This window comes from Polaribacter sp. AHE13PA, from assembly GCF_019278505.1.
Lineage (GTDB): Bacteria > Bacteroidota > Bacteroidia > Flavobacteriales > Flavobacteriaceae > Polaribacter.
On the sequence record NZ_CP058985.1, the window covers coordinates 973,761 to 993,795 of the forward strand.

Consider the following 20,035-nt stretch of genomic DNA (forward strand, 5'->3'; position numbering starts at 1 on the left):
CGCAAATTTACGATTGGTTTTTAAGGTGAAATGTGACATTTGTCACATATAGCATTTTTTTGAATAAAGTTTTAATTTTTTTGAATATCCTTTTACAATAAAGTACATGAGTCAAATTAGTTATTATAGTTTTAAAAATAATATTTTTGGCACAACTATTGAAAATAGGTTACAAACTACTTATTATGGAAAAACAATTACTATTTATTTTATCATTTTTAATTTTTACTTCTTGCAGTAGTGTTAAAAGTACACAGGAAGCTATTAATAATGGAAATTATGATGGAGCTATAAACATAGCTTTAGAAAACTTAAAGAAAAATAAGACTAAAAAAGGAAATCAGCCGTTTGTTATTATGTTAGAACAGGCTTTTGTAAAAGCAAATTCTAAAGATTTAGCACAAATTAATTTCTTAAAGAAAGACAATAACCCAGAAAGTATTGAAATTATTTACGGACTTTATGCAAATTTAAAAAATAGACAAGAAATCATAAAACCCCTGTTACCTCTAGCTATTTTAGATGAAGATAGAGATGCTGATTTTAAGTTTGTTAATTATGATAATGAAATTATAGCAACAAAAAATCAATTATCAGATCATTTATATCAAAAAGCTAAAGAACTATTTAATAGTAATAATAAGTTAGATTATAGAACTGCTTATACTGAATTAGAGTATTTAGAAAAAATAAATCCGAACTATAAAGATGTTAGAAGTTTAATGGAAATTGCGCATCAAAATGGATTAGATTTTGTGATTGTTTCTATGAAAAATGAATCAGAAAAAATAATTCCTAAAAAATTAGAAGAAGATTTATTAAACTTTGATACGTATGGTTTAAATGATTTTTGGACTGTTTACCACGGAAAAAAAAATAGAGAAATTACCTATGATTTTAGTTTAGAGTTAAATCTTAGAAATATATCAATTTCTCCAGAACAGGTTAAAGAAAAAGAAATTATTAAAGAAAGTCAGGTTAAAGATGGTTTAAAATATCTTTTAGATGAAAACGGAAAAAATGTTTTAGATAATGAAGGCAATAAAGTTCAGGTTGATAAAATGGTAAATATTCGTTGTTACTTATATCAATTTACGCAATTAAAAACAGCAAAAGTTGTTGGACGTGTAAAATATGTAGATTTAACTTCTCATCAATTAATAGAAACGTATCCTATAGAAAGCGAGTTTATTTTTGAACACATTTATGCAAATTATAAAGGTGATAAAAGAGCTTTAAGTAAATCTTATTTAGATTTGGTAGTTTTAAGAGTAGCTCCTTTTCCTAGCAATGAGCAAATGGTGTATGATACCGGAGAAGATTTAAAAGAAAAACTAAAATATATTATTACAAGTAATAAGTTTAGAAATTAAAAAAAGCCTCACAAATTATTGTGAGGCTTTTTTTATGAAAAAGAAAAATTATTTTTTAATATAGTTTTCTGGAATAGCAAAGTCATTTCTAAATCCTTCTACAAATTTAATATTTGTAATTTTTGCAAATCCAATTTTATCGGTTAAACCTTTATCAATACTCCAACCATAAAATTCCCAATTTGCAGCAAAAGGAACTCCATCAACTTCTGTATAATCGATATATTTTATAGCATGCGGATCTGCTTCTGCAGCTTCTGTACTTTTATTAACGGTAACAATATAAGCAACATCTTCTAAAAGATCTGTTTTTTTGTCTTTATACACAACGTACCAATCATCTGGTGCATCACCTGTATTTGCTTCGAAACTTAATTTTGCAGTATCATAGTTCAGAGTAGCTTCTTTAGTTTTAAAAGCATCATTCCAGATAGTTCCATTATCGCTTAATTTATAAGGAAATAAGAAAAAATAACTCCAAGTATAAGCATGAAAACGAACTCCTGGATTTTTTTCTAAACTAGGAGAAACAAAAATATTTTCTTTATTTACATAAATTTCATCACCATTTTTATAAGTAATTTTTGCAATATCAGAAGTAGTTGAAACAGTTACGTTAGCATTAAAAACCTCGTTTCCTCCAAATTCTATAAAAGCATCAAATTGTATTGCTTCTTTTGCTAAAAAAGCCTCTTTTTTATGTGCTACTTCTATTTTTTGAGCAAAAGTTTTTTCTACAACAGGTTCTGGTTTTTCTTCTATTTGTTTTGTTTTAGCTGGATCTTTTTTACAACTTACAACAATTAGTAAACTAGCAAATAATGTAATAAATGTTTTTTTCATGTGGTTTGTTTTAAATGGATGTTAATTAGATGTAATCGGTTTAAAAATGTAAACCTTACATTTTATATTCAGAAATTTGATTCTTTTTTAAAATGTGAATTAAAACTAGGATAAAACAAGAACGTAAAAGGATTATTCTTTTGCTCCGTGACTTTTTGCTGTTTCTATCCAGAGTTCTGCAATTCCTTTTGTGTCTGCTCCCAAGCCTCTAGATAAATGCAATGCAACGCCCATAATTAACACACAAGCTTCATGCACTTGATCTAGCGTTTGCAAACTATCAAATTGTTTTTGTGCTTTTAATAGTAATAAATCGTTGTGTTTCTGTGCAAATTCTATCGAATTATCTCCAACTTCTTTTATTTCAGGAATCATTAAGGCGTCTATCCAATCTTTTCCAATTCGTTCTGCCAAGATCTCAGGAAGTTCATTACCCATTTCTCTCCATAAAGTCAATGTTTTTGTATCGCCAGAGGCGGATAAACCACTGTCTAATAACAATTCAAAAGCAATGTCAGCAATATTTTGCATTACGTTTAAATAGGCGTCTTGTGCTTTTTCAAAAGGAGCTGCACCTTGTCCTTTTAGATAATCTCCAACACTTAATTTTGGTAAGTTTAAAACTTCTGCACAATCTGTTAAACACGGAAATTGTGCTCCTTCAAAAATATAATCTGCTTTTTTAAATTGAATTTGACGACCTAGAGGATATAAGCGACAGGCTAACGGACGACCTTGGTGCACGCTACAACCGTGATTTTCTATATACTGACTGCAAGCATTCTGTCCTTTTTTATCTTGTTTTCCGTTAAAAGTTAATCGAATACCTCCAAAATCGGTATACAAATCTCGAAAATCTCTCGGACTTACTTTTTTCTCTTTACTAAAACTGAATAATTCCCAAGGATTTAGCATAACCGCTTTTCCAAAACAGCAAGTTCCAGCTCGCGAGCAGGTGAGTGGTAATATACTTTCGGTGCTCAGCTTAGTAGTTTGCATTCGTTTTGGTCGTTTTAATAATTAGTTTTCATACCGATTCAATAAACTAAAAAAGAATCATTGAATTGAGCTGTAAAGATATTATTTTTCAACTTTAAATTTAGAAGAAATAGTTATTTAACTTTCTAAAATCTCTAGCTGTTGCATAATTTGAATTTCTGTTACTGGATATGGTTTTCCTTCCCTAATCGTATTATAAACATCATCAAATACTTGCATATAAGAAGATTTTTCAGAAACTATATTTTCTTGTTTCTTTATCCCTTCATCATTAATTGTGGTTAATACACCTTTATTATTAATATCTTCTAAACCAAACAAAGAGTTAGAAGGTTTCATGCCTTTTTGTAATTGTTGTTCTTGTACATCAGCACGTTGTTTAATATAAGAACCTTTAGTTCCGTGTAAAATAAATGCAGGTTGTGCATCGGTAACCAATAAACTTGTAGTTATAAAAACTTGCAGTCCATTTGGATATATTAAATGAAAATGAGCATAATCATCTACTTGAGTATTCGGACGAAATTTACCTAATTGTTTTTTCCATTCTAGCGGAATTCCAAAAATAGAGATTACAGCATCTAACAAATGCGGACCTAAATCATATGCTAAGCCACTTCCAGGAACAGGTGTTTCTTTGGTTGCTTTTGGACCGATATCATATTTATAACGATCATAACGAAGGTGAAACTCTACCAATTGCCCTATTTTACCTGAATCTAATACACTTTTTACTGATAAAAAATCACTATCATAACGCCTGTTTTGATATGCTAAAACAGCACGATTGTGTTTTTTTGCCGCTGTAAATAATTTCTTTGCTTCGGATGATTTAACTGTAAAAGGTTTTTCTAGTAATACATGTTTGTTTGCTTGTAAAGCCTTTAAAGCAAACTCAAAATGAGTAGTATTTGGGGTATTGATAATAACCAATTCTATTTCTGAATCAGCTAAAAGTTCATCAATATTATCATAACTTTTTATTGTAGGATAGGTAAGATGTGCTTTTTTAGAAGATCTTTCTACAACCGCACTTAATTCAAAATTAGGATGTTCATTAATAAATGGAGCATGAAATATTTGTCCTGACATTCCAAAAGAAAAAACTCCTGTTTTTAATACATTTTTATTCATAAACTGATTTTAAAACTTTAGATATTTTTAATATTCCATTAATGCATTAAACTTACTATTTAAGTTATAAATATTTAAATTATCATCAAATGCAACCTGAACAGCCAAAAGTTTTATTTCTAATTCATATATTTTATTGTCAATTTTATTTTTGTCACCAATAGCTTTACTTTTTTCTAAAACTTGTTTTAAAGCAGACTGATAAGTGCTAAAAATCGATATATATTCTTTACTTAAAGACTCTACTTCATCTCTTATAAACTTCGCCTGGTTTAACGCATACGTAGGATACATTAATTTTTTATTTGTTAAATGATTGTTGTAATCTAAGGGTTTAGCACTAATTATTTTATCTACACTTTGCTGTACAATACCTTTGGTATAGTGCTTATTTATAACGTTTGTTAAGGTTAATTTTTTATCCTGCTCAGAAATGGCATTAGGGTTTAAAGTATTAGAGCGTTCTGTAGTGTATTGTGTTAAAAGTAGCACCAAACCTTCTTTTCTAATATCTAAATTGCCAAGGTTTTGTTCAAATTCTGTTTGTGCTTTTGCCAATCCCTCATAATGCACCAAATACACATTTAATGATTTTTTTAAATCTATAACATCATCTATGGAAACATCGTTTCCTTTAAGCGCATTGCCCATCACCAAATCTACAACAGACTTTATAGAACTCACCACAGGTATTGCACTGGTTAATTCTTCTGTTAAAGGAGATTTTATAATGTTATCAATAAAAAGTAGAAATTTAGATTTTTTTACGCCATTAATTTTTCGATTCCCTTTTATGATTTCATTCTCTAAAATTTCTGCAATTTCTTCGGATAAAGAAAAACCTAAATCTGAATTTTCAGGATTGTTTAAGCTAGAGATTTGAGTAAGATAATCACTAGTTGCATCTAGTTGTTTTATGGCGTTTAAACTTGCGTTTGAAGCAAAAACAAATTCTGTCGTATTAATAATTTTTTTTCTTCTTTGCTCTAATTGGTTCTTTAAACCAAAAAGCTCTGCATCAGAAAATTCTTTAATTATTTTGTTGTTAGACTTCATTAATTCTTCAAAATTATTCACTTTTAAAACAATCGTGTCCAATTTTTCTTTTGTTTTCAAAAGCTCAAAATAGTTTTTATAAATTACATTTAAAGAGTCTTTATTGTTTTGTGCGCTTACTATTGATGCCGAAATAATGGTAATAATTGTCAGTAATTTTTTCATAAGATACGTTGTTCTTGGTTTCAAATTTCTTAAAATATTAATTCTGATACAAAGCAATATTCATGCCTTTAATCACAATCGAACGAAATTAACTTTTTTGGGTTTAAATATCAAATTGAAAAATGACTATTTTAATTGTTGTTTACAATTTTATCAAATCTAGAATCCATGCACACACTAATATCTGTGGTTCTAAAATTTCCGTTAAAAAAAAGACTGAAAAAGGTTGCAGGACTTGGTGTATTTTGGGCTTGTTTGTTGGTTTCTATTTTGATTATTTTTAGAGGTAGATTTCTCTTTTTCGCAGTTTCGGTAATTGAGTTTCTGGCATGGAATCCAGCAAAGGGACATCTATTAGAATAATAAACCACAATTCCGTTTTTCTCTGAACAAGTTCCGGATTTTACAGAATCATTAAATTTTGGATTTTCTGCTTCTAAATATATTTTCTTTGCTAAAAGACAGAATCCGCTTCCTATTTTTTCTACTTCTTCAAAACCTTGTTTTAGAAACCATTTTGTATCACTCATAAAATGGAATTTCTTTGCACCAACAACGGTTACCAAACCACTTTTATGTTGTTTTTTAGTATCAGCAATAGCAGTCTGTAAAAGCTTTTTAGCAAGACCTTGTTTTTTATATTTTCCGGAAACCCAAAAGCAATTGATATTTAAATAATTTGGAGCCGTAATAGGTACCCAAGATTCTTCCGCATCAGCATATTCAATAAAAACTTTTGCTCTCTCATTTATTCTTCTAAAAACATAGCCTTTTTCGAATTGATTTTTAAGCCAATCTTTTTTGCATGATAACTTGATAAACATTTTTTATCAGAAATAGCACAACAAATATGCTCATTTTCTATGCTCTCTGAATCTAAAGTTATAAAATCACTCATTTTAAATAGGAATTAAAATGTGAGTAATTTATCAATAGAAAAGAAGAGAACCAATGATAATAATCATAAAAAAGTGGTCGTCTGAAAAGCTGAAATCACTGTCATTCTGAATTTATTTCAGAATCTCAATAAGTTGATAAGCTATAAGAATAAGTAACGAGTTCATTTTGACAAAAATATCTAATTTTTAGTCAAACTCATTAAGTAAAATTAGAAGTTAAAAGGTTAATTCCCTTTAATCCTTTCCCATAATTCCGATAACAGTTTTTTTGCATCTCTTTTGTCTTTAGCTTCTTCAATAAAAGACGGAACTCCATTAGCATCGATTTCAATTTTATATTTAAAAACAAAATTTGTAGCATTTGGTTTCATGCTTAATGCCCCAAAACGTAAATCATTAAAATACAATACTCCATTTACTTTATTGACAGTGTACCAACCTTTAGAAATAGCAATCATACGTTGCGTTTTTGGTTGATTTACTAAATTGCCTAATAACTCATGATTTTTAGAATAACTAGAAAACTCAACAGGATTTTTATCAAAAAAAGAAGAATGACCAATTAAAAAAGCATTTTCTGTTTCTACATTAGCAGTCCATAAAAGGGTGTTTAAAGGTGTTGGTTTTGTTTGTATTTCTTTATACTGAATATCTTGTGCAACTAATTCTTTAGTAAACGTTTGATAAGAAATACCTTTTAGAACAAGGGTAAGTACTAAATAAGAACTACTAGTAATAAGGCCTAAATTATTATAAAAACGCCTTTTTTTAGCTTCTTTTTTCTGACACATCGCCAAAATTAAAAACACCAAAAAAGGTATTGTATATAACGGATCTATTACAAAAACATTTTTAAAAGCTAAACGAATGTCTAAAGGCCAAAAAATTTGTGTTCCCCAAGTAGTTTGTGCGTCTAAAATTGGATGTGTTATAAAAGCCCAAAAGAAAAGCCAAGACCAATCTTTTACATTTTTATATTTTTCATATCGTGTGACAATAAAAGCTAAAATAGGAGCAAAGAGCACCGAGAAAAAGATAGAATGTGTAAAACCTCTATGTATTTCTAAGGCAGTAACTTTATCTGAAAAAAAATTAGCAAAAATATCTAAATCCGGAATTGTACCTGCAATAGCACCATACAACATGGCTTTATTACCAATTTTTCTACCAAGAACAGCTTCTCCAACTGCGGCCCCTAAAACTATTTGTGTTAATGAATCCATTAGATTATTTTTTTACTAATAATTAATAACTCTTTCTAAATTTTTTTTCAACTGAATAATTAATCAAGTTCATAAAGTTTTCATGAACTCCTAAAGTATTTTCTAATTTTAACAGCTGAATAAGGTTTAAAATTTGTTCAGTATTAAACTGTAAATCTGGGATAGAAATATAATTTTGAAAAATATCGCCAATGGTTTTGTAATACAGCGTTTCAAAAGAATTTAAGTTCTTAGGTTTAGCTGTAACATATTCATAAGAATTTACATCAAAAGACTCTAAAACATCGCCTACATACTCTTTGTGTAAAATCTGTGTAGGGTTTACAATATTCAATTCTTTTATTTGTGGATTTAAAAAAGCGTGTAAAATAGCTTTGGAAACAAAATCTACAGGCACAATATTTAAACCACTTTTTTTGTCAATCCAAATTCTGAAAGCTTCTTTAGATTTGGCAGCATACTTTGCTAAAAAGATGGCCCAAGAATAAAAAACATCATATTTTGGAGTTTCGTAAAAAGGTTTATCAATTAAACGACCGCAAATAATACTAGGTCTTAAAATTTGAGAAGTTATATTTTTAAGCTTGCACGTTTCTTTTACAAAACGTTCACTTTCATATTTAGATTGCTCATACGGATTTCTAAAATTGGTAACGGTATAGTTTTCAATAGCATCACATACTTTTTCATTTTGGATACCAAAAGAATACGCTGTACTAATGTATAAAAAACGTGTTACTCGCTCTGGTAATTGCTCCAAAAGCTGTTTGGTTACCAAATAGTTTTGTGAGTGTACGGTTTTCTTAGAATCACTTGTACTAGATAAATTAGTAGAACCAGCACAATGAATTACGGTATCAAAATTATAAGTTTCTAATACTTCTCTGCTAATTGTTGCTAAATCATTTGGAATTATTGTGATTTTTTCTAGACAATTTTCAAGTGTAAAATCATTTAAAAATTCAGGACGGGAAGCATCTTCTAAGACAGATAGTAAGCGTTGTTCTGCTGTTTTTTCATTAGCTCTAATCACTACAAAAAGATGATTTACTGTTTTTTGAACAATGGCTTTGTGTAACCATTCAAAAATAATATGACTTCCAACAATTCCCGTTCCTCCAGTTAATAAGCAATTCATATTTTTTTGATCAAATTTCAATAGATGATTTAATAAAAAAATAGTTGTCTTATTACAGACAACTATTTTCTGCTTGAGTGCAGTCTAAATTTTATTGATTATAAAATTTTTGAATGAGCTCTAACGAACATATTATTTTATCCTTTGTAAAAAGGAAGTTTTACAATTGTTGCAGGAATTGCTTTTTTACGAACCTGAATATGTATTTGTGTACCTACTTTAGATAAAATTCTTGGTACATAACCCATTCCAATTCCTTTTTGTAAACTAGGACTCATAGTACCAGAAGTAACTTCTCCAATAACGTTTCCATTACCATCTACAATATCATAACCATGTCTTGGTATTCCTCTTTCATCAAGCTCAAAAGCAACCAATTTTCTTTCTGGTTTGTGTTCTTTTTCTTTTGCTAAAGCTTCTGCATTTACAAATTCTTTGGTAAATTTTGTAATCCAACCTAATCCTGCTTCAATAGGAGATGTTGTATCGTTAATATCATTTCCGTACAAGCAATAGCCCATTTCTAAACGCAAAGTATCTCTTGCTGCTAAACCAATCGGCTTAATTCCAAAATCTGCTCCAGCTTCAAAAACTTTATTCCAAATTTGTTCAGCTTCTTCATTTTTACAGTAAATTTCAAATCCGCCAGAACCAGTATAACCCGTTGCAGAAATTATTACATTCTCAATTCCGGCAAAATCACTAATTTTAAATTTATAAAAAGGAATGCTTGCTAAATCTACAGAAGTTAAAGATTGCATTGCTTCTATAGCTTTAGGACCTTGAATAGCTAATAATGAATACCCCTCAGATAAGTCTCTTAAATCAGCATTAAACTCCTCATTGTATTTAGAAATCCAGTTCCAGTCTTTTTCAATATTAGATGCATTTACAACTAGTAAATACGTGTTTTTCTTAATTTTATAACAAATTAAATCATCTACTATTCCGTTATCTTCATTAGGGAAACAGCTATATTGTGCATCTCCAATTTCTAATTTAGAAGCATCGTTTGAGGTAACTTTTTGTATTAAAGGCAATGCATTTTCACCTTCTACTAAAAACTCTCCCATGTGGCTTACATCAAAAACACCAACGGCATTTCTAACAGTTAAATGTTCTGCTGTAACTCCTTCGTATTGTACAGGCATGTTGTAACCAGCAAAAGGAACCATTTTAGCACCTAAAGCAACGTGAATATTATTTAATGCAATATTTTTCATGTATAGATTTCTTAAATTTCAGCTAAATTATTGAAAAAAATGGAATTATCTATCACGAATACTTTGTTAATATTTTTACCTAGAAAATAATAAATGTTACTTTTGAAATTCTCAATTATAAAATCATCCTTATGAAAGTTTTTAACTTTTTATTTGTCACTTTTTTGCTATTTACTCTAAATAGTATTGCGCAAACTCCTACAGATTATTTACCAAAAGAATTTCATAAAGAAAGACGTGCAATTTTACGTTCTAAAATGCCAAACAACTCGGTGGCTGTTGTGTTTGCAAACCCTATAAGAAACAGAGCAAATGACGTAGATTATGTATTTCATCAAGATCCTAATTTTTATTATTTAACCGGTTACAGAGAACCAAATGCAGTTTTAGTATTGTTTTCTGAGTTTCAAATAGATGAAAAAGGAAATTCTTATAACGAGGTTTTATATGTACAAAAAAAGGATGCAAGAGCAGAAATGTGGTATGGAAAACGCTTGGGGGCAGAAAAAGCAGCAGAAGAGTTAGGTTTTAATACCACAATGAATGCAGAAGATTTTATAGCGTCACAAATTGATTTTAAGAAATTTAATAAGGTTTTTATTACAGAGTTTAAGGATGATTACAGAAATTCATCTAGAAATAATGCTGAAATTTATGATTTAGTAGTAAGTTTTAAGGAAAAATCAGGTTTTAATGAAATTCAATTTTCATCTAAAAACATAGAGAAAGCATATAATCAGATTGCAAATGTTCCTGATAAAAATATGATTGAACTTTCTAAAAAGATAAATGAAGATCTTACTCGTTTTCCAGAGTTACAAAACGACCAACTGATTACCAATTTTGCAAAAGCGAAAAGTGATAATGAATTAAAAGATTATCAGAAAAAAATCTTCATAAGATTAATCGCTAAAAAGAATAATAACTTCAATTTTTACTTTTTAACCAATACTTTAGCAACCATGAGGGAGGTTAAAACAGTAGAAGAAGTTAAGTTATTAACCAAAGCAGTGCGAATTTCTGCTGTTGGACAAATAGAGGTAATGAAGGCAATGAAACCACACATGTCGGAAACAGAGTTACAAGGAATCCATGAATTTGTGTACAAAAAATATGGTGCAGAATACGAAGGATATCCGTCTATTGTAGGTGCCGGAAACAACGGTTGCATTTTGCATTATATCGAAAATAATAAAACAAAAGTTGGCAACGATTTAGTTTTAATGGATTTAGGAGCGGAATATAGAGGGTACACAGCAGATGTAACGCGCACAATTCCTGCCAACGGAAAATTCACAAAAGCACAAGCAGAAATTTACAATATTGTCTATAAAGCGCAAGAAGCAGGAATTGCCTTGTATAAAATAGGGGAACCAATGAGTGCGCCAAACATGGCAGCGATAAAAGTGATTAATGAAGGCTTGTTTCAACTCGGAATTATAAAATCTATTACGGAAAGACACAACTATTTACCACACGGAGTTTTGCATCATATTGGTTTAGACGTGCACGATCCAGGAAATTATAATAACTTTGAAGAAAATATGGTGGTTACTATGGAGCCCGGAATTTACATTCCTGAAGGTAGTGATTGTGATAAAAAATATTGGGGAATTGGTATTCGAATCGAAGATGATATTTTAGTAACTAAAAAAGGTCCTGTAAATCTATCAGAAGAAGCACCCAGAACCGTTAAAGAAATAGAGATAATGATGGCAAAAAAGTCTGTTTTAGACGATTTTGTATTGCCAAATTTAGATTAATAATTATGAGCACAGAACAACCAAATAATCCGTTACACGGTATAAAATTAGCCACCATGTTAGAAGAACTTTTCTTAGAGTATGGTTGGGAAGAATTAGGATATAGTTTAAATATAAACGCCTTTAAAAACAATCCTACGTACAAATCTTCTTTAAAGTTTTTAAGAACAACACCTTGGGCAAGAGAAAAAGTAGAGCAGTTTTACTTAAAAAATATGATTGATTAATTTTTATTTGAAGCTATTTCCTGCTTTTCGTTATATCTTGTTATAGCTGTCATTGCGAATCGTACTTTTACTGTGTGAAACGGCAATCTTTTGTTAGAAATTTATTAGCTAATTTTAAGTGCTATAAAAAGGATACCACTTCAATCAGGGCTAGAGTTGTTTGCTGACTATTTTTAATTAACATGTTCTATGTCATTCTGAATGAGGTATAAAGAGGAATCTAGAAGTACTATGAGATTTCTCATTAATTTATCTCGAACGATGTCGAAAGGCCAAAAAGCTCATTTCGAAATGATATAGGTGAAAAAAAGAATAAACGATGTAATTTAATATTTCAACAACTCCATCAATTTTTCCGTTCCAACACTTGCAACTTCCTCAATAATCGTTAAATTATTAAAACGCCCCTTAGAAACGGCAGGTTTAGGATCTATAAAGTAAATAGGTGTATTAGGTTTTATAAAATCTACCAAACCAGCTGCAGGATATACTTGCATAGAGGTACCAATAATTACTAAAATATCTGCTTTTTTAGTAATTTCGATCGCTTTATCTAACATGGGTACCATTTCTCCGAACCAAACAATGTGAGGTCTTAATTGACTTTTATTTGGACATAAATCTCCTAAAATTAAGTCTTTTTTCCAGTCTATAACCATATTTTCATCAACAGAACTTCTCACTTTTAAAAGTTCACCATGTAAATGCGTTACCTTTTTACTTCCTGCACGTTCGTGTAAATCATCTACATTTTGGGTAATGATTTCAACATTAAAACTCTGTTCTAAAGCCACTAAATTTTCGTGACCTTTATTCGGTGCAACTTCTAAAAGTTGCTTTCTACGTTCGTTGTAAAAGTTTAAAACCAATTCAGGATTGGCAGCGTAACCCCCTGGCGAAGCAACTTCCATTACATTATGTCCTTCCCATAAACCATCTGCATCTCTAAATGTTTGTATACCGCTTTCTGCGGAAATTCCTGCTCCAGTTAAAACAACTAATCTTTTCATTAGAGTATCTGTTTTTGTATTTTTATAAATTCATAATGTAAGGTAAAAATAATAAAATTAAGTTTGTATTTATGATTGATGATAAACTATTAAATTACTTCGAAACTTATTTAACAGATAAGAGGAAAAATCTTTTTAAAAAGGTTTTAGAAGATAGAACGCGTCATTTTGCGGTTGTTTTAGAAGATATTTTTCAACCTCATAATGCAAGTGCTGTGGTTAGAACCGCAGATATTTTTGGTGTACAAGATGTACATGCCATAGAAAATAAATACACTAATAGAGTGTCTAGACATGTAGCAAAAGGTTCACAAAAATGGATTACCTCTAAAAGATATAAAAAAGACGGTGATAATACCAAAGTTTGTTTAAAGCACCTGCGCGAACAAGGATATCAAATTATAGCAACAACGCCACATAATGATTCTTGTTTATTACAAGATTTTGATATTACTAAAAAAACTGCATTTGTATTTGGAGTAGAAGCAGAGGGCGTTTCTGATTATGTAAAAGAGCAAGCAGATGGCTTTTTAAAAATACCAATGGTAGGTTTTACCGAGAGTTTAAATATTTCTGTCGCCGCAGCAATTATTTTACAAGATGTAACCACAAAATTGAGAAATTCTTCTGTTGATTGGCAATTATCTAAAGAAGAAAAAGACGTTCTATATTTTAATTGGGTTCGCAAAACGATTAAAAATGTAGATAAAATAGAAAAACATTATCATGAAAATTTAAAAGGAGAATAAAAAAAAGTCATTCCTACTTTAACAGGAATGACTTTTTTTATGAAGTATAGATTGTTTTTATCAATTTATAGATAAAAACAAAATATTATTACTTTACTATTATTTTCTCAATTGTAGCGGTAGATTCGCAACGTTTTACTAATAAACTTACTTTTTCTAAGTCTTTAGTCCCTGTAATATAATATTCAGGACAAGGTTCTTGTCTTGGTTTGCTTTTACCAAAATTGACATCACCTGTATATAAAATAGTATTTATTTTTAAGGAATCAATATCAAATTTATGCATCGCATTTTTAGCATCATCAGAAAATAAACGTTCTTTTATTCTGATTGATTTTAGTGTTCTAGCATCCATTCCATAATCAAAAGTAGCTTGTTTCTTTTGCCAGAAAAAATATACAGCAATAGAACCTAATGATAAACCTACTAAATAATAACCTATTCGTTTAATGAGCATTGTGAAATTTTGAAGTGCAAATTTAAGTCTTTTATTCAGTTTTAAACAATATTACTTATTTTCTTATTAAAGAAAAGTGAGATCTAAAAATTGCAGGGTCTCCATCTGTATTTGTGTATTTTAATACATACCAATAATCTGTACTTGGCATCCTATTTCCGTTACTACTTAAACCATTCCATCCTTCTCCACTTGGTTTTATGGTTTTTATGAATATTCCAAACCTATCAAAAATGTCTATGGTTGCTGTTGGGTCATCTTTTAAATCAGTAATATTCCAATAATCACCTTCATCTGGGTTAAAATAAACAGGATTATTTAAGGCAGTAAACTCAAGTTCTATATCATTACAAATATTGTCAAGGTCTCTAATTGTAACAATATAAGAACCACGACTTATATTTCTAAATATATTGTTTGTAGAGAAATCTGTACCATTTAAAGAATATGTATAATTACCTAAACCTTGTTCGATTGTGTTTATTTCTATTTCGTATGAACTAGAGAAATTTTCTGATAAGATATTTACTTCAAATTTAGGAGTAGAACTTTCTATTACCACTTCTGTAGGGCGATAATTACAGTCAGTACTACTATTAGGGTTATTTATATCAATCTTTCGTGTAGCTTCTATTCGGTATGTACCAACTTTATCAGCTTCCCATTCAGCACTAGAATTGTCAAATAAATCTCCATTTAAATACCATTTGATATCATAAGCACTTGAATCTATTCCTGTTTCTATTAAGAAAGGATTATTTGTTTCGTTTGTGTCATAATCAACACAAATAGTTCCTCCTTTTGCCTCTATATTTAATAATGGATATAATGTAACTAAAAAGGTACCATCGGCAAAACATCCTGGGTAACCTATAGAGTATGCGCGTACATAAATAGTATTAGTAATAATTTCTGAACTATTATTTGTAATCGTATATTCTGAAGGGGGTATTAAAGTAGTTCTATTTAAATCGCTATAATATTCTACTATAATTTCAGGGGTGGTAATCGAAGGTAACGTAGCTGAACTACATTGGTTTATATCATTTATAACTCCTAAATCTTCCAAATTTGGTTTGGCAAAGATGTTAACTTCGAAAGAACTAATACTCTGACAAGGTTCATATCTAATAGAATTTTCTCCAATAATATAAATTGTTTGGTTTGAATTAATGATATCCCCATCAGTTAAAGGTTCTGTTTTATCAATATTTTTATAATAATTACCATTGGCTAAAACGGGGAGTTTAAAAAAGTCACAAGCTAATATTACATCATCAAATTCATCTACTACCTTGACTAAAATAGTTACTTCAAAACTTTTTTCATTAGTGCAAGTTTCTAAATCTGGGTGTTCGCTGTAGATAAAAATAGTTTGTGTACCCTCTTCAATAAAATCTCCAGGAAACATTTCTGTCCCAGTTCCGTTTGGTCCTCCAGGTTCAGTAAAATATCTTCCACTAAAACTTAATATTGGTAACTCAAAAGGGTCACATTTTTTAACATCAGGAAAATCGGGTATTATTGGTTTTTTATTAATAATTACATTAAAATCTGTCTCTGCAGTACAAATTGTGTTAGTATTGTATATATAAATTTTTTGTGAGCTATTTATTTCATCACCTTCAGATAATAGAATTTGTCCTGGGGCATCAGGACCACCAGATTTTGTGTAATAACTTCCATTTTCTAATGAAGGTAATTTAGGTAAATCATCTTCACAACTTACAATGTCTTCAATATCATCTACTTTTGGTAATGGGTTAATGGTTACTGAGATCTCATAACCAGTACAATTTGGTGTAGTGGTTATTTCATTTGCATAATAGTAAATCTTTTGTGTTGAAGTAATTGGAGTTCCTGCTGGTATTATTGTTCCATAAGTATTGTCGGTATAATATTTCCCTATACTTATAGTTGGTATGGTATAACTACCGCATTTTATGATATCTGGAAATTCACTACGTTTTATAATGGTAACATATAATCTATTAGATAATAACCCTCCAGAAGTACAGCCAGTAGCTTCATCCTTATTATATATAAATAAACGAATTGTAGATTCTATTAGATCTCCTGGTGAGTATTTTGTACCTGTACCATTATATCCTGTATAATATGCACCACCATTAGGTAATGGGTCTAAAACATACGATTCACAAGTAATAATGTCGTCAATATCATCTACAGGCGGAATTGTATTTAAAACTATCTCAAATTGTTTATTTACACATGCTTCCCCATTAAACTCAGAATAAAAATAGATAGTTGTATCTTCTGTCAAAACTTCACCAGTTGCTAGTAATTCTCCTGTTCCATTTTCTTTTGTATAAAATTTACCTAATGGAGTCTCAGGTATTGTAAAATATTCACAATGATCTTTAGCAATATTATAATTTTCAGCAAAGTATATTTTAAAGCTTGTTTGATTGAAGCAATCTGTAGTCTCATTTTTATTGTAAATATAAATTGTACTTTCTGTTCTGATTATATCACCTGAATTTAATTTAGGACCAATACCACCAGATTTAGTAAAATACTCTCCATGTTCTAGTTTTGGCAACGCATATTCGTTACAAGCATAAGCATCTAGTAATTGGTCTACTAAAGGAGGAGAAGTAATGCTTACATTAAAACTAACAATATCAAAACACTCTTTATCAGTAATAGATAATCTTGCCCAAAGCGTAAATGCATTTGTTGTTATTGGATAATTTGTAGGGTTTGTAATTGGATTTCTGCTATTGTTAGCATCATCTAAAGATTCAAAGTAATTTAGAGTATAATTAGATAGTGGTGCTCCATTTAATATTTGACTTTGTACTTTATCTGGAATATTAAGTGTTGTATCTTCTGTACAAATATCAATATCGTCTGGAGTTGTTGCTTTTAATGATGTAATTTCTATTTTATCGGTTAATTGACAACTAGGGGCTGTTGAAGATGTAATTGTTAATGCATATATACCTATAGTGTTAATCGTAATTTTAGTTCCATTATCAGTTAATGGAGTGCCGTTTTTTGTCCACTCAAAATTAAAACCATCCGTTTTAGAAAAACCAGAATCTATAATAACATCATCTCCTCTGCAAAGTTCTTTATTTCCTCCTAAGTCTAAAGTATTATCAAAACTTCCTGCCTCTATAAAAACAGCAGAGTCAAAACCTGAATTATCATAATCTGCGATAACAAATTTTATTTTGTATTCATCATTTGGCACTACTGATGCTTCAGCTTTTAGTATCTTTGTAAAACCTCTCATATTTATGGTAGAGTTATCACTATTATTATCATAATGAGTGCTAAATAACGTTTCGTTATTGGATTCACATAAACCTTGATATAAAAAGTTTCGTATATTTTTTACAGATACTACATCAGAGCCTGAATCCGACTTAGGTACTTCTGCTATATTAATAGAAACACCAGTATTTTTATTTGTTAGTATAATTGCAAATAAATCTCTACTATCACATTGGAAATCTCCATATTCATTAGAAGCAAATATGTAATTAAAACTAAAGTTTTTGCTAACAGGTGTGAAGTTAAATTCTAGAGAACCAACATCGGTAATGTTTTTATTACCTCCATCATTATCACTAATGTCCTGTAAATCAAGGTCTCCACTTAACGAAATTTCACTACTTAACTTTGTATCCGTAAAAGGTCCTTCTGTATCTTTAGCATTACCTGTTCTTATAATAATACCTTTATTTATAGGGAAATCACCACCATTATTATTAAAAGAGGCAACAGATTTACTTGAAGAAATATCTACGTTAGAGAGATTGATACAAGAGTTGTCTATAAGTTGATTAGCTAGTTGTTCTGTTGTTTTGGTATCATCTACCGTTACCTTTTGAGAAAAGGTAGAAAATGTAAGTAATAACGCAGCAACAAAAAATATAGATTTAAAAAATCTATTTAGGTTACTCGTTTTAAATTTTAAATGTTTCATACTAATAAATATTTATAATAGAAAAATATTGATGTTATGAGGGAAGGTTAATTTTAGGGGGAAGGTTAAATAATTAATAAATTAATATCTCTAAATGGTAAATCAAACCAATCGGCAACTGTTTTATTGGTAAGAATTCCGTGATAGAAATACATTCCGTTTCGTAAACTTTTATCAAAACGAGCGGCATTTTCAAAACCGCCTTCTTCTGCAATATTTAATAAATATGGGGTAAAAATATTACTTATAGATAAAGAAGCTGTTCTTGCATAACGAGCAGGGATATTTGGTACGCAGTAATGTACAACACCGTGTTTTATAAAAGTAGGTGTTTTGTGCGTAGTAACATTAGAGGTTTCAAAGCAACCACCTCTATCTATACTAACATCTATAATAACAGCTCCTTCTTTCATGGTTTCTACCATTTCTTCTGTAGCGCAAATTGGTGATCTATTTTTACCTCTTATGGCTCCAATTGCTACATCTGCACGCATTAATGCTTTTGCAACCGATTTTGGCTGAAGTGTAGAAGTGTAAATTGGTGCGCTTAAAGAATTTTGTAGTTTGCGTAATTTGCTAATAGAATTGTCAAAAACTTTTACTCTTGCACCTAAACCGATAGCTGTTTTTGCAGCGTATTCACCAACCGTTCCGGCACCGAAAATAACAACGCTAGAAGGCGGAACACCACCAATATTACCTAATAATAGACCGTTTCCTTTGTTAATTCCACTCATTAGTTCGGCAGCAATTAATACAGAGGCGGTACCAGCAATTTCACTTAAAGATTTTACAATTGGATAGGTATTATGATCGTCTTTAATATAATCGAAAGCAACGGCAGTGATTCTTTTCTTAGACAAACACTCAAAGTATTTTTTATTTTGAGTTTTTAATTGTAGCGAAGAAATTAGAATTGTTTGCGGATTCATGTATTCGATTTCACTTTCAGTGGGCGGAGCAACCTTTAAAACAATATTGCATTTAAAAGCCTCTTCTACATCATAAGAAATTTTTGCACCTGCTTCAGAATATTCTCTATCTGCATAATTTGCGTTATCTCCAGCACCTGTTTCTATGACAACTCTATGTCCATGAGCACATAATGCGGAAACGGCATCTGGTGTTAAGCAAACACGTTTTTCACCTAAATAGGTTTCTTTTGGCAAACCAATAAATAGTTCTCCTTTTTGCCTTTTAATTTCCAACGTTTCTTCTTGCGGAAGCAATTCTTCTTTACTGAAAGGAGAAAATGAACTCATAGTTAGGTTATTTTAGTTGAATGTTTCGTTGTTCGTTATTTAAAATAGTCAAATAAATTTGAACAGCCTCTAAAGGTAGTAAATTTTCTATATTTTCTGGCCATTCTATTAAGCACCAATCATTATTATCTAAATATTCTTCAATTCCCATGTCTAAGGCTTCTTCCTCGTCTGTAATTCTGTAAAAATCGAAATGAAAAACTTTTTCACTATTTGTAGTCTGATATTCATTAACTAAAGAAAAAGTAGGAGAGGAGATGTTGTCTAAAACACCTAATTGTTTGCAGATCTCTTTTATAAGAGTTGTTTTACCTACGCCCATTTGTCCGTAAAATAATAACGTTCTATTTTCTGCGGATGTAATAATCTCAGCTGCAACTTCAGATAAATCTTCTAAAGAGTAATTTTTTTTCATAAAGACAAAAATATAAAAAGTATTCAGTAATCAGTAATTGTTTACAGTCAATAATCTTTAAACTTTATAAATGAAGGAGGAGAGGCTATGTTTTTAATGCTCAGTTTGTTAAATTAAAAAAGTCTGACAAGTAGTTTAAAC

At 30.0% G+C, this 20,035-nt stretch carries 17 protein-coding genes; 4 read left to right on the plus strand and 13 right to left on the minus strand.

All coding sequences use genetic code 11. The features are described from left to right. Positions 1 to 185 precede the first annotated feature (185 nt). Complete coding sequence (locus tag H0I28_RS04220; RefSeq protein WP_218760647.1) at positions 186 to 1,373, plus strand: hypothetical protein; 1,188 nt, start codon at positions 186 to 188, stop codon at positions 1,371 to 1,373. Positions 1,374 to 1,421: 48 nt separating this feature from the next. Here the strand turns inward: H0I28_RS04220 and H0I28_RS04225 are convergent, their stop codons facing one another. The 8 genes from H0I28_RS04225 to gcvT all read right to left on the minus strand — a co-directional run bounded on the left by H0I28_RS04225 (position 1,422) and on the right by gcvT (position 10,053). Next, on the minus strand, positions 1,422 to 2,216 hold the full coding sequence (locus H0I28_RS04225; RefSeq protein WP_218760648.1) for a hypothetical protein: 795 nt from the start codon (positions 2,214 to 2,216) through the stop codon (positions 1,422 to 1,424). Between the two features lie 132 nt (positions 2,217 to 2,348). Then, positions 2,349 to 3,215 (minus strand): YkgJ family cysteine cluster protein, encoded by an 867-nt coding sequence (locus tag H0I28_RS04230; protein WP_218760649.1) that lies wholly within the window; start codon positions 3,213 to 3,215, stop codon positions 2,349 to 2,351. A 117-nt stretch (positions 3,216 to 3,332) separates the two neighbouring features. Then, on the minus strand, positions 3,333 to 4,349 hold the full coding sequence (locus H0I28_RS04235; RefSeq protein WP_218760650.1) for a Gfo/Idh/MocA family oxidoreductase: 1,017 nt from the start codon (positions 4,347 to 4,349) through the stop codon (positions 3,333 to 3,335). 27 nt (positions 4,350 to 4,376) lie between these two features. Next, a complete protein-coding gene (locus H0I28_RS04240) occupies positions 4,377 to 5,570 on the minus strand; it encodes a hypothetical protein (RefSeq protein ID WP_218760651.1) in 1,194 nt (397 codons plus the stop codon). A 131-nt stretch (positions 5,571 to 5,701) separates the two neighbouring features. Beyond that, positions 5,702 to 6,394 (minus strand): GNAT family N-acetyltransferase, encoded by a 693-nt coding sequence (locus H0I28_RS04245; protein WP_254712832.1) that lies wholly within the window; start codon positions 6,392 to 6,394, stop codon positions 5,702 to 5,704. A 299-nt stretch (positions 6,395 to 6,693) separates the two neighbouring features. After that, positions 6,694 to 7,692 (minus strand): metal-dependent hydrolase, encoded by a 999-nt coding sequence (locus H0I28_RS04250; protein WP_218760652.1) that lies wholly within the window; start codon positions 7,690 to 7,692, stop codon positions 6,694 to 6,696. 22 nt (positions 7,693 to 7,714) lie between these two features. Further along, entirely contained in the window at positions 7,715 to 8,830 is a 1,116-nt protein-coding gene (locus H0I28_RS04255) for an SDR family oxidoreductase (RefSeq protein WP_218760653.1), read from the minus strand. 137 nt (positions 8,831 to 8,967) lie between these two features. Then, positions 8,968 to 10,053 carry a glycine cleavage system aminomethyltransferase GcvT gene (gene gcvT, locus H0I28_RS04260; RefSeq protein ID WP_218760654.1) on the minus strand — a complete coding sequence of 362 codons (1,086 nt, stop codon included), beginning with the start codon at positions 10,051 to 10,053 and terminating at the stop codon, positions 8,968 to 8,970. Between the two features lie 131 nt (positions 10,054 to 10,184). Here gcvT and H0I28_RS04265 point away from each other — a divergent pair, with 131 nt between their 5' ends. Together H0I28_RS04265 and H0I28_RS04270 are read left to right on the plus strand one after the other, a co-directional pair. Further along, the gene (locus H0I28_RS04265; protein WP_218760655.1) at positions 10,185 to 11,816 is read left to right on the plus strand and encodes an aminopeptidase P family protein; all 1,632 of its coding nucleotides are present in this window, start codon (positions 10,185 to 10,187) and stop codon (positions 11,814 to 11,816) included. Positions 11,817 to 11,821: 5 nt separating this feature from the next. After that, positions 11,822 to 12,043 carry a VF530 family DNA-binding protein gene (locus H0I28_RS04270; RefSeq protein WP_218733689.1) on the plus strand — a complete coding sequence of 74 codons (222 nt, stop codon included), beginning with the start codon at positions 11,822 to 11,824 and terminating at the stop codon, positions 12,041 to 12,043. Between the two features lie 326 nt (positions 12,044 to 12,369). On the opposite strand, the gene H0I28_RS04275 is transcribed toward H0I28_RS04270, so the two are convergent. Then, positions 12,370 to 13,053, minus strand: coding sequence for an NAD-dependent deacylase (locus H0I28_RS04275; protein ID WP_218760656.1), 684 nt, complete (start codon positions 13,051 to 13,053; stop codon positions 12,370 to 12,372). 71 nt (positions 13,054 to 13,124) lie between these two features. On the opposite strand from H0I28_RS04275, the gene H0I28_RS04280 reads away from it, so the two are divergent. After that, on the plus strand, positions 13,125 to 13,802 hold the full coding sequence (locus H0I28_RS04280) for an RNA methyltransferase (protein WP_218760657.1): 678 nt from the start codon (positions 13,125 to 13,127) through the stop codon (positions 13,800 to 13,802). An 88-nt stretch (positions 13,803 to 13,890) separates the two neighbouring features. Here H0I28_RS04280 and H0I28_RS04285 read toward each other — a convergent pair whose 3' ends face one another. The 4 genes from H0I28_RS04285 to tsaE all read right to left on the minus strand — a co-directional run bounded on the left by H0I28_RS04285 (position 13,891) and on the right by tsaE (position 19,894). Then, complete coding sequence (locus H0I28_RS04285; RefSeq protein ID WP_218760658.1) at positions 13,891 to 14,259, minus strand: DUF4258 domain-containing protein; 369 nt, start codon at positions 14,257 to 14,259, stop codon at positions 13,891 to 13,893. A 55-nt stretch (positions 14,260 to 14,314) separates the two neighbouring features. Further along, complete coding sequence (locus H0I28_RS04290) at positions 14,315 to 18,217, minus strand: choice-of-anchor L domain-containing protein (protein WP_218760659.1); 3,903 nt, start codon at positions 18,215 to 18,217, stop codon at positions 14,315 to 14,317. A 65-nt stretch (positions 18,218 to 18,282) separates the two neighbouring features. After that, positions 18,283 to 19,479 carry an alanine dehydrogenase gene (locus H0I28_RS04295; RefSeq protein ID WP_218760660.1) on the minus strand — a complete coding sequence of 399 codons (1,197 nt, stop codon included), beginning with the start codon at positions 19,477 to 19,479 and terminating at the stop codon, positions 18,283 to 18,285. Positions 19,480 to 19,486: 7 nt separating this feature from the next. Further along, positions 19,487 to 19,894, minus strand: a complete 408-nt coding sequence (gene tsaE, locus H0I28_RS04300; RefSeq protein ID WP_218753043.1) for a tRNA (adenosine(37)-N6)-threonylcarbamoyltransferase complex ATPase subunit type 1 TsaE — start codon at positions 19,892 to 19,894, stop codon at positions 19,487 to 19,489. Positions 19,895 to 20,035 lie beyond the last annotated feature (141 nt).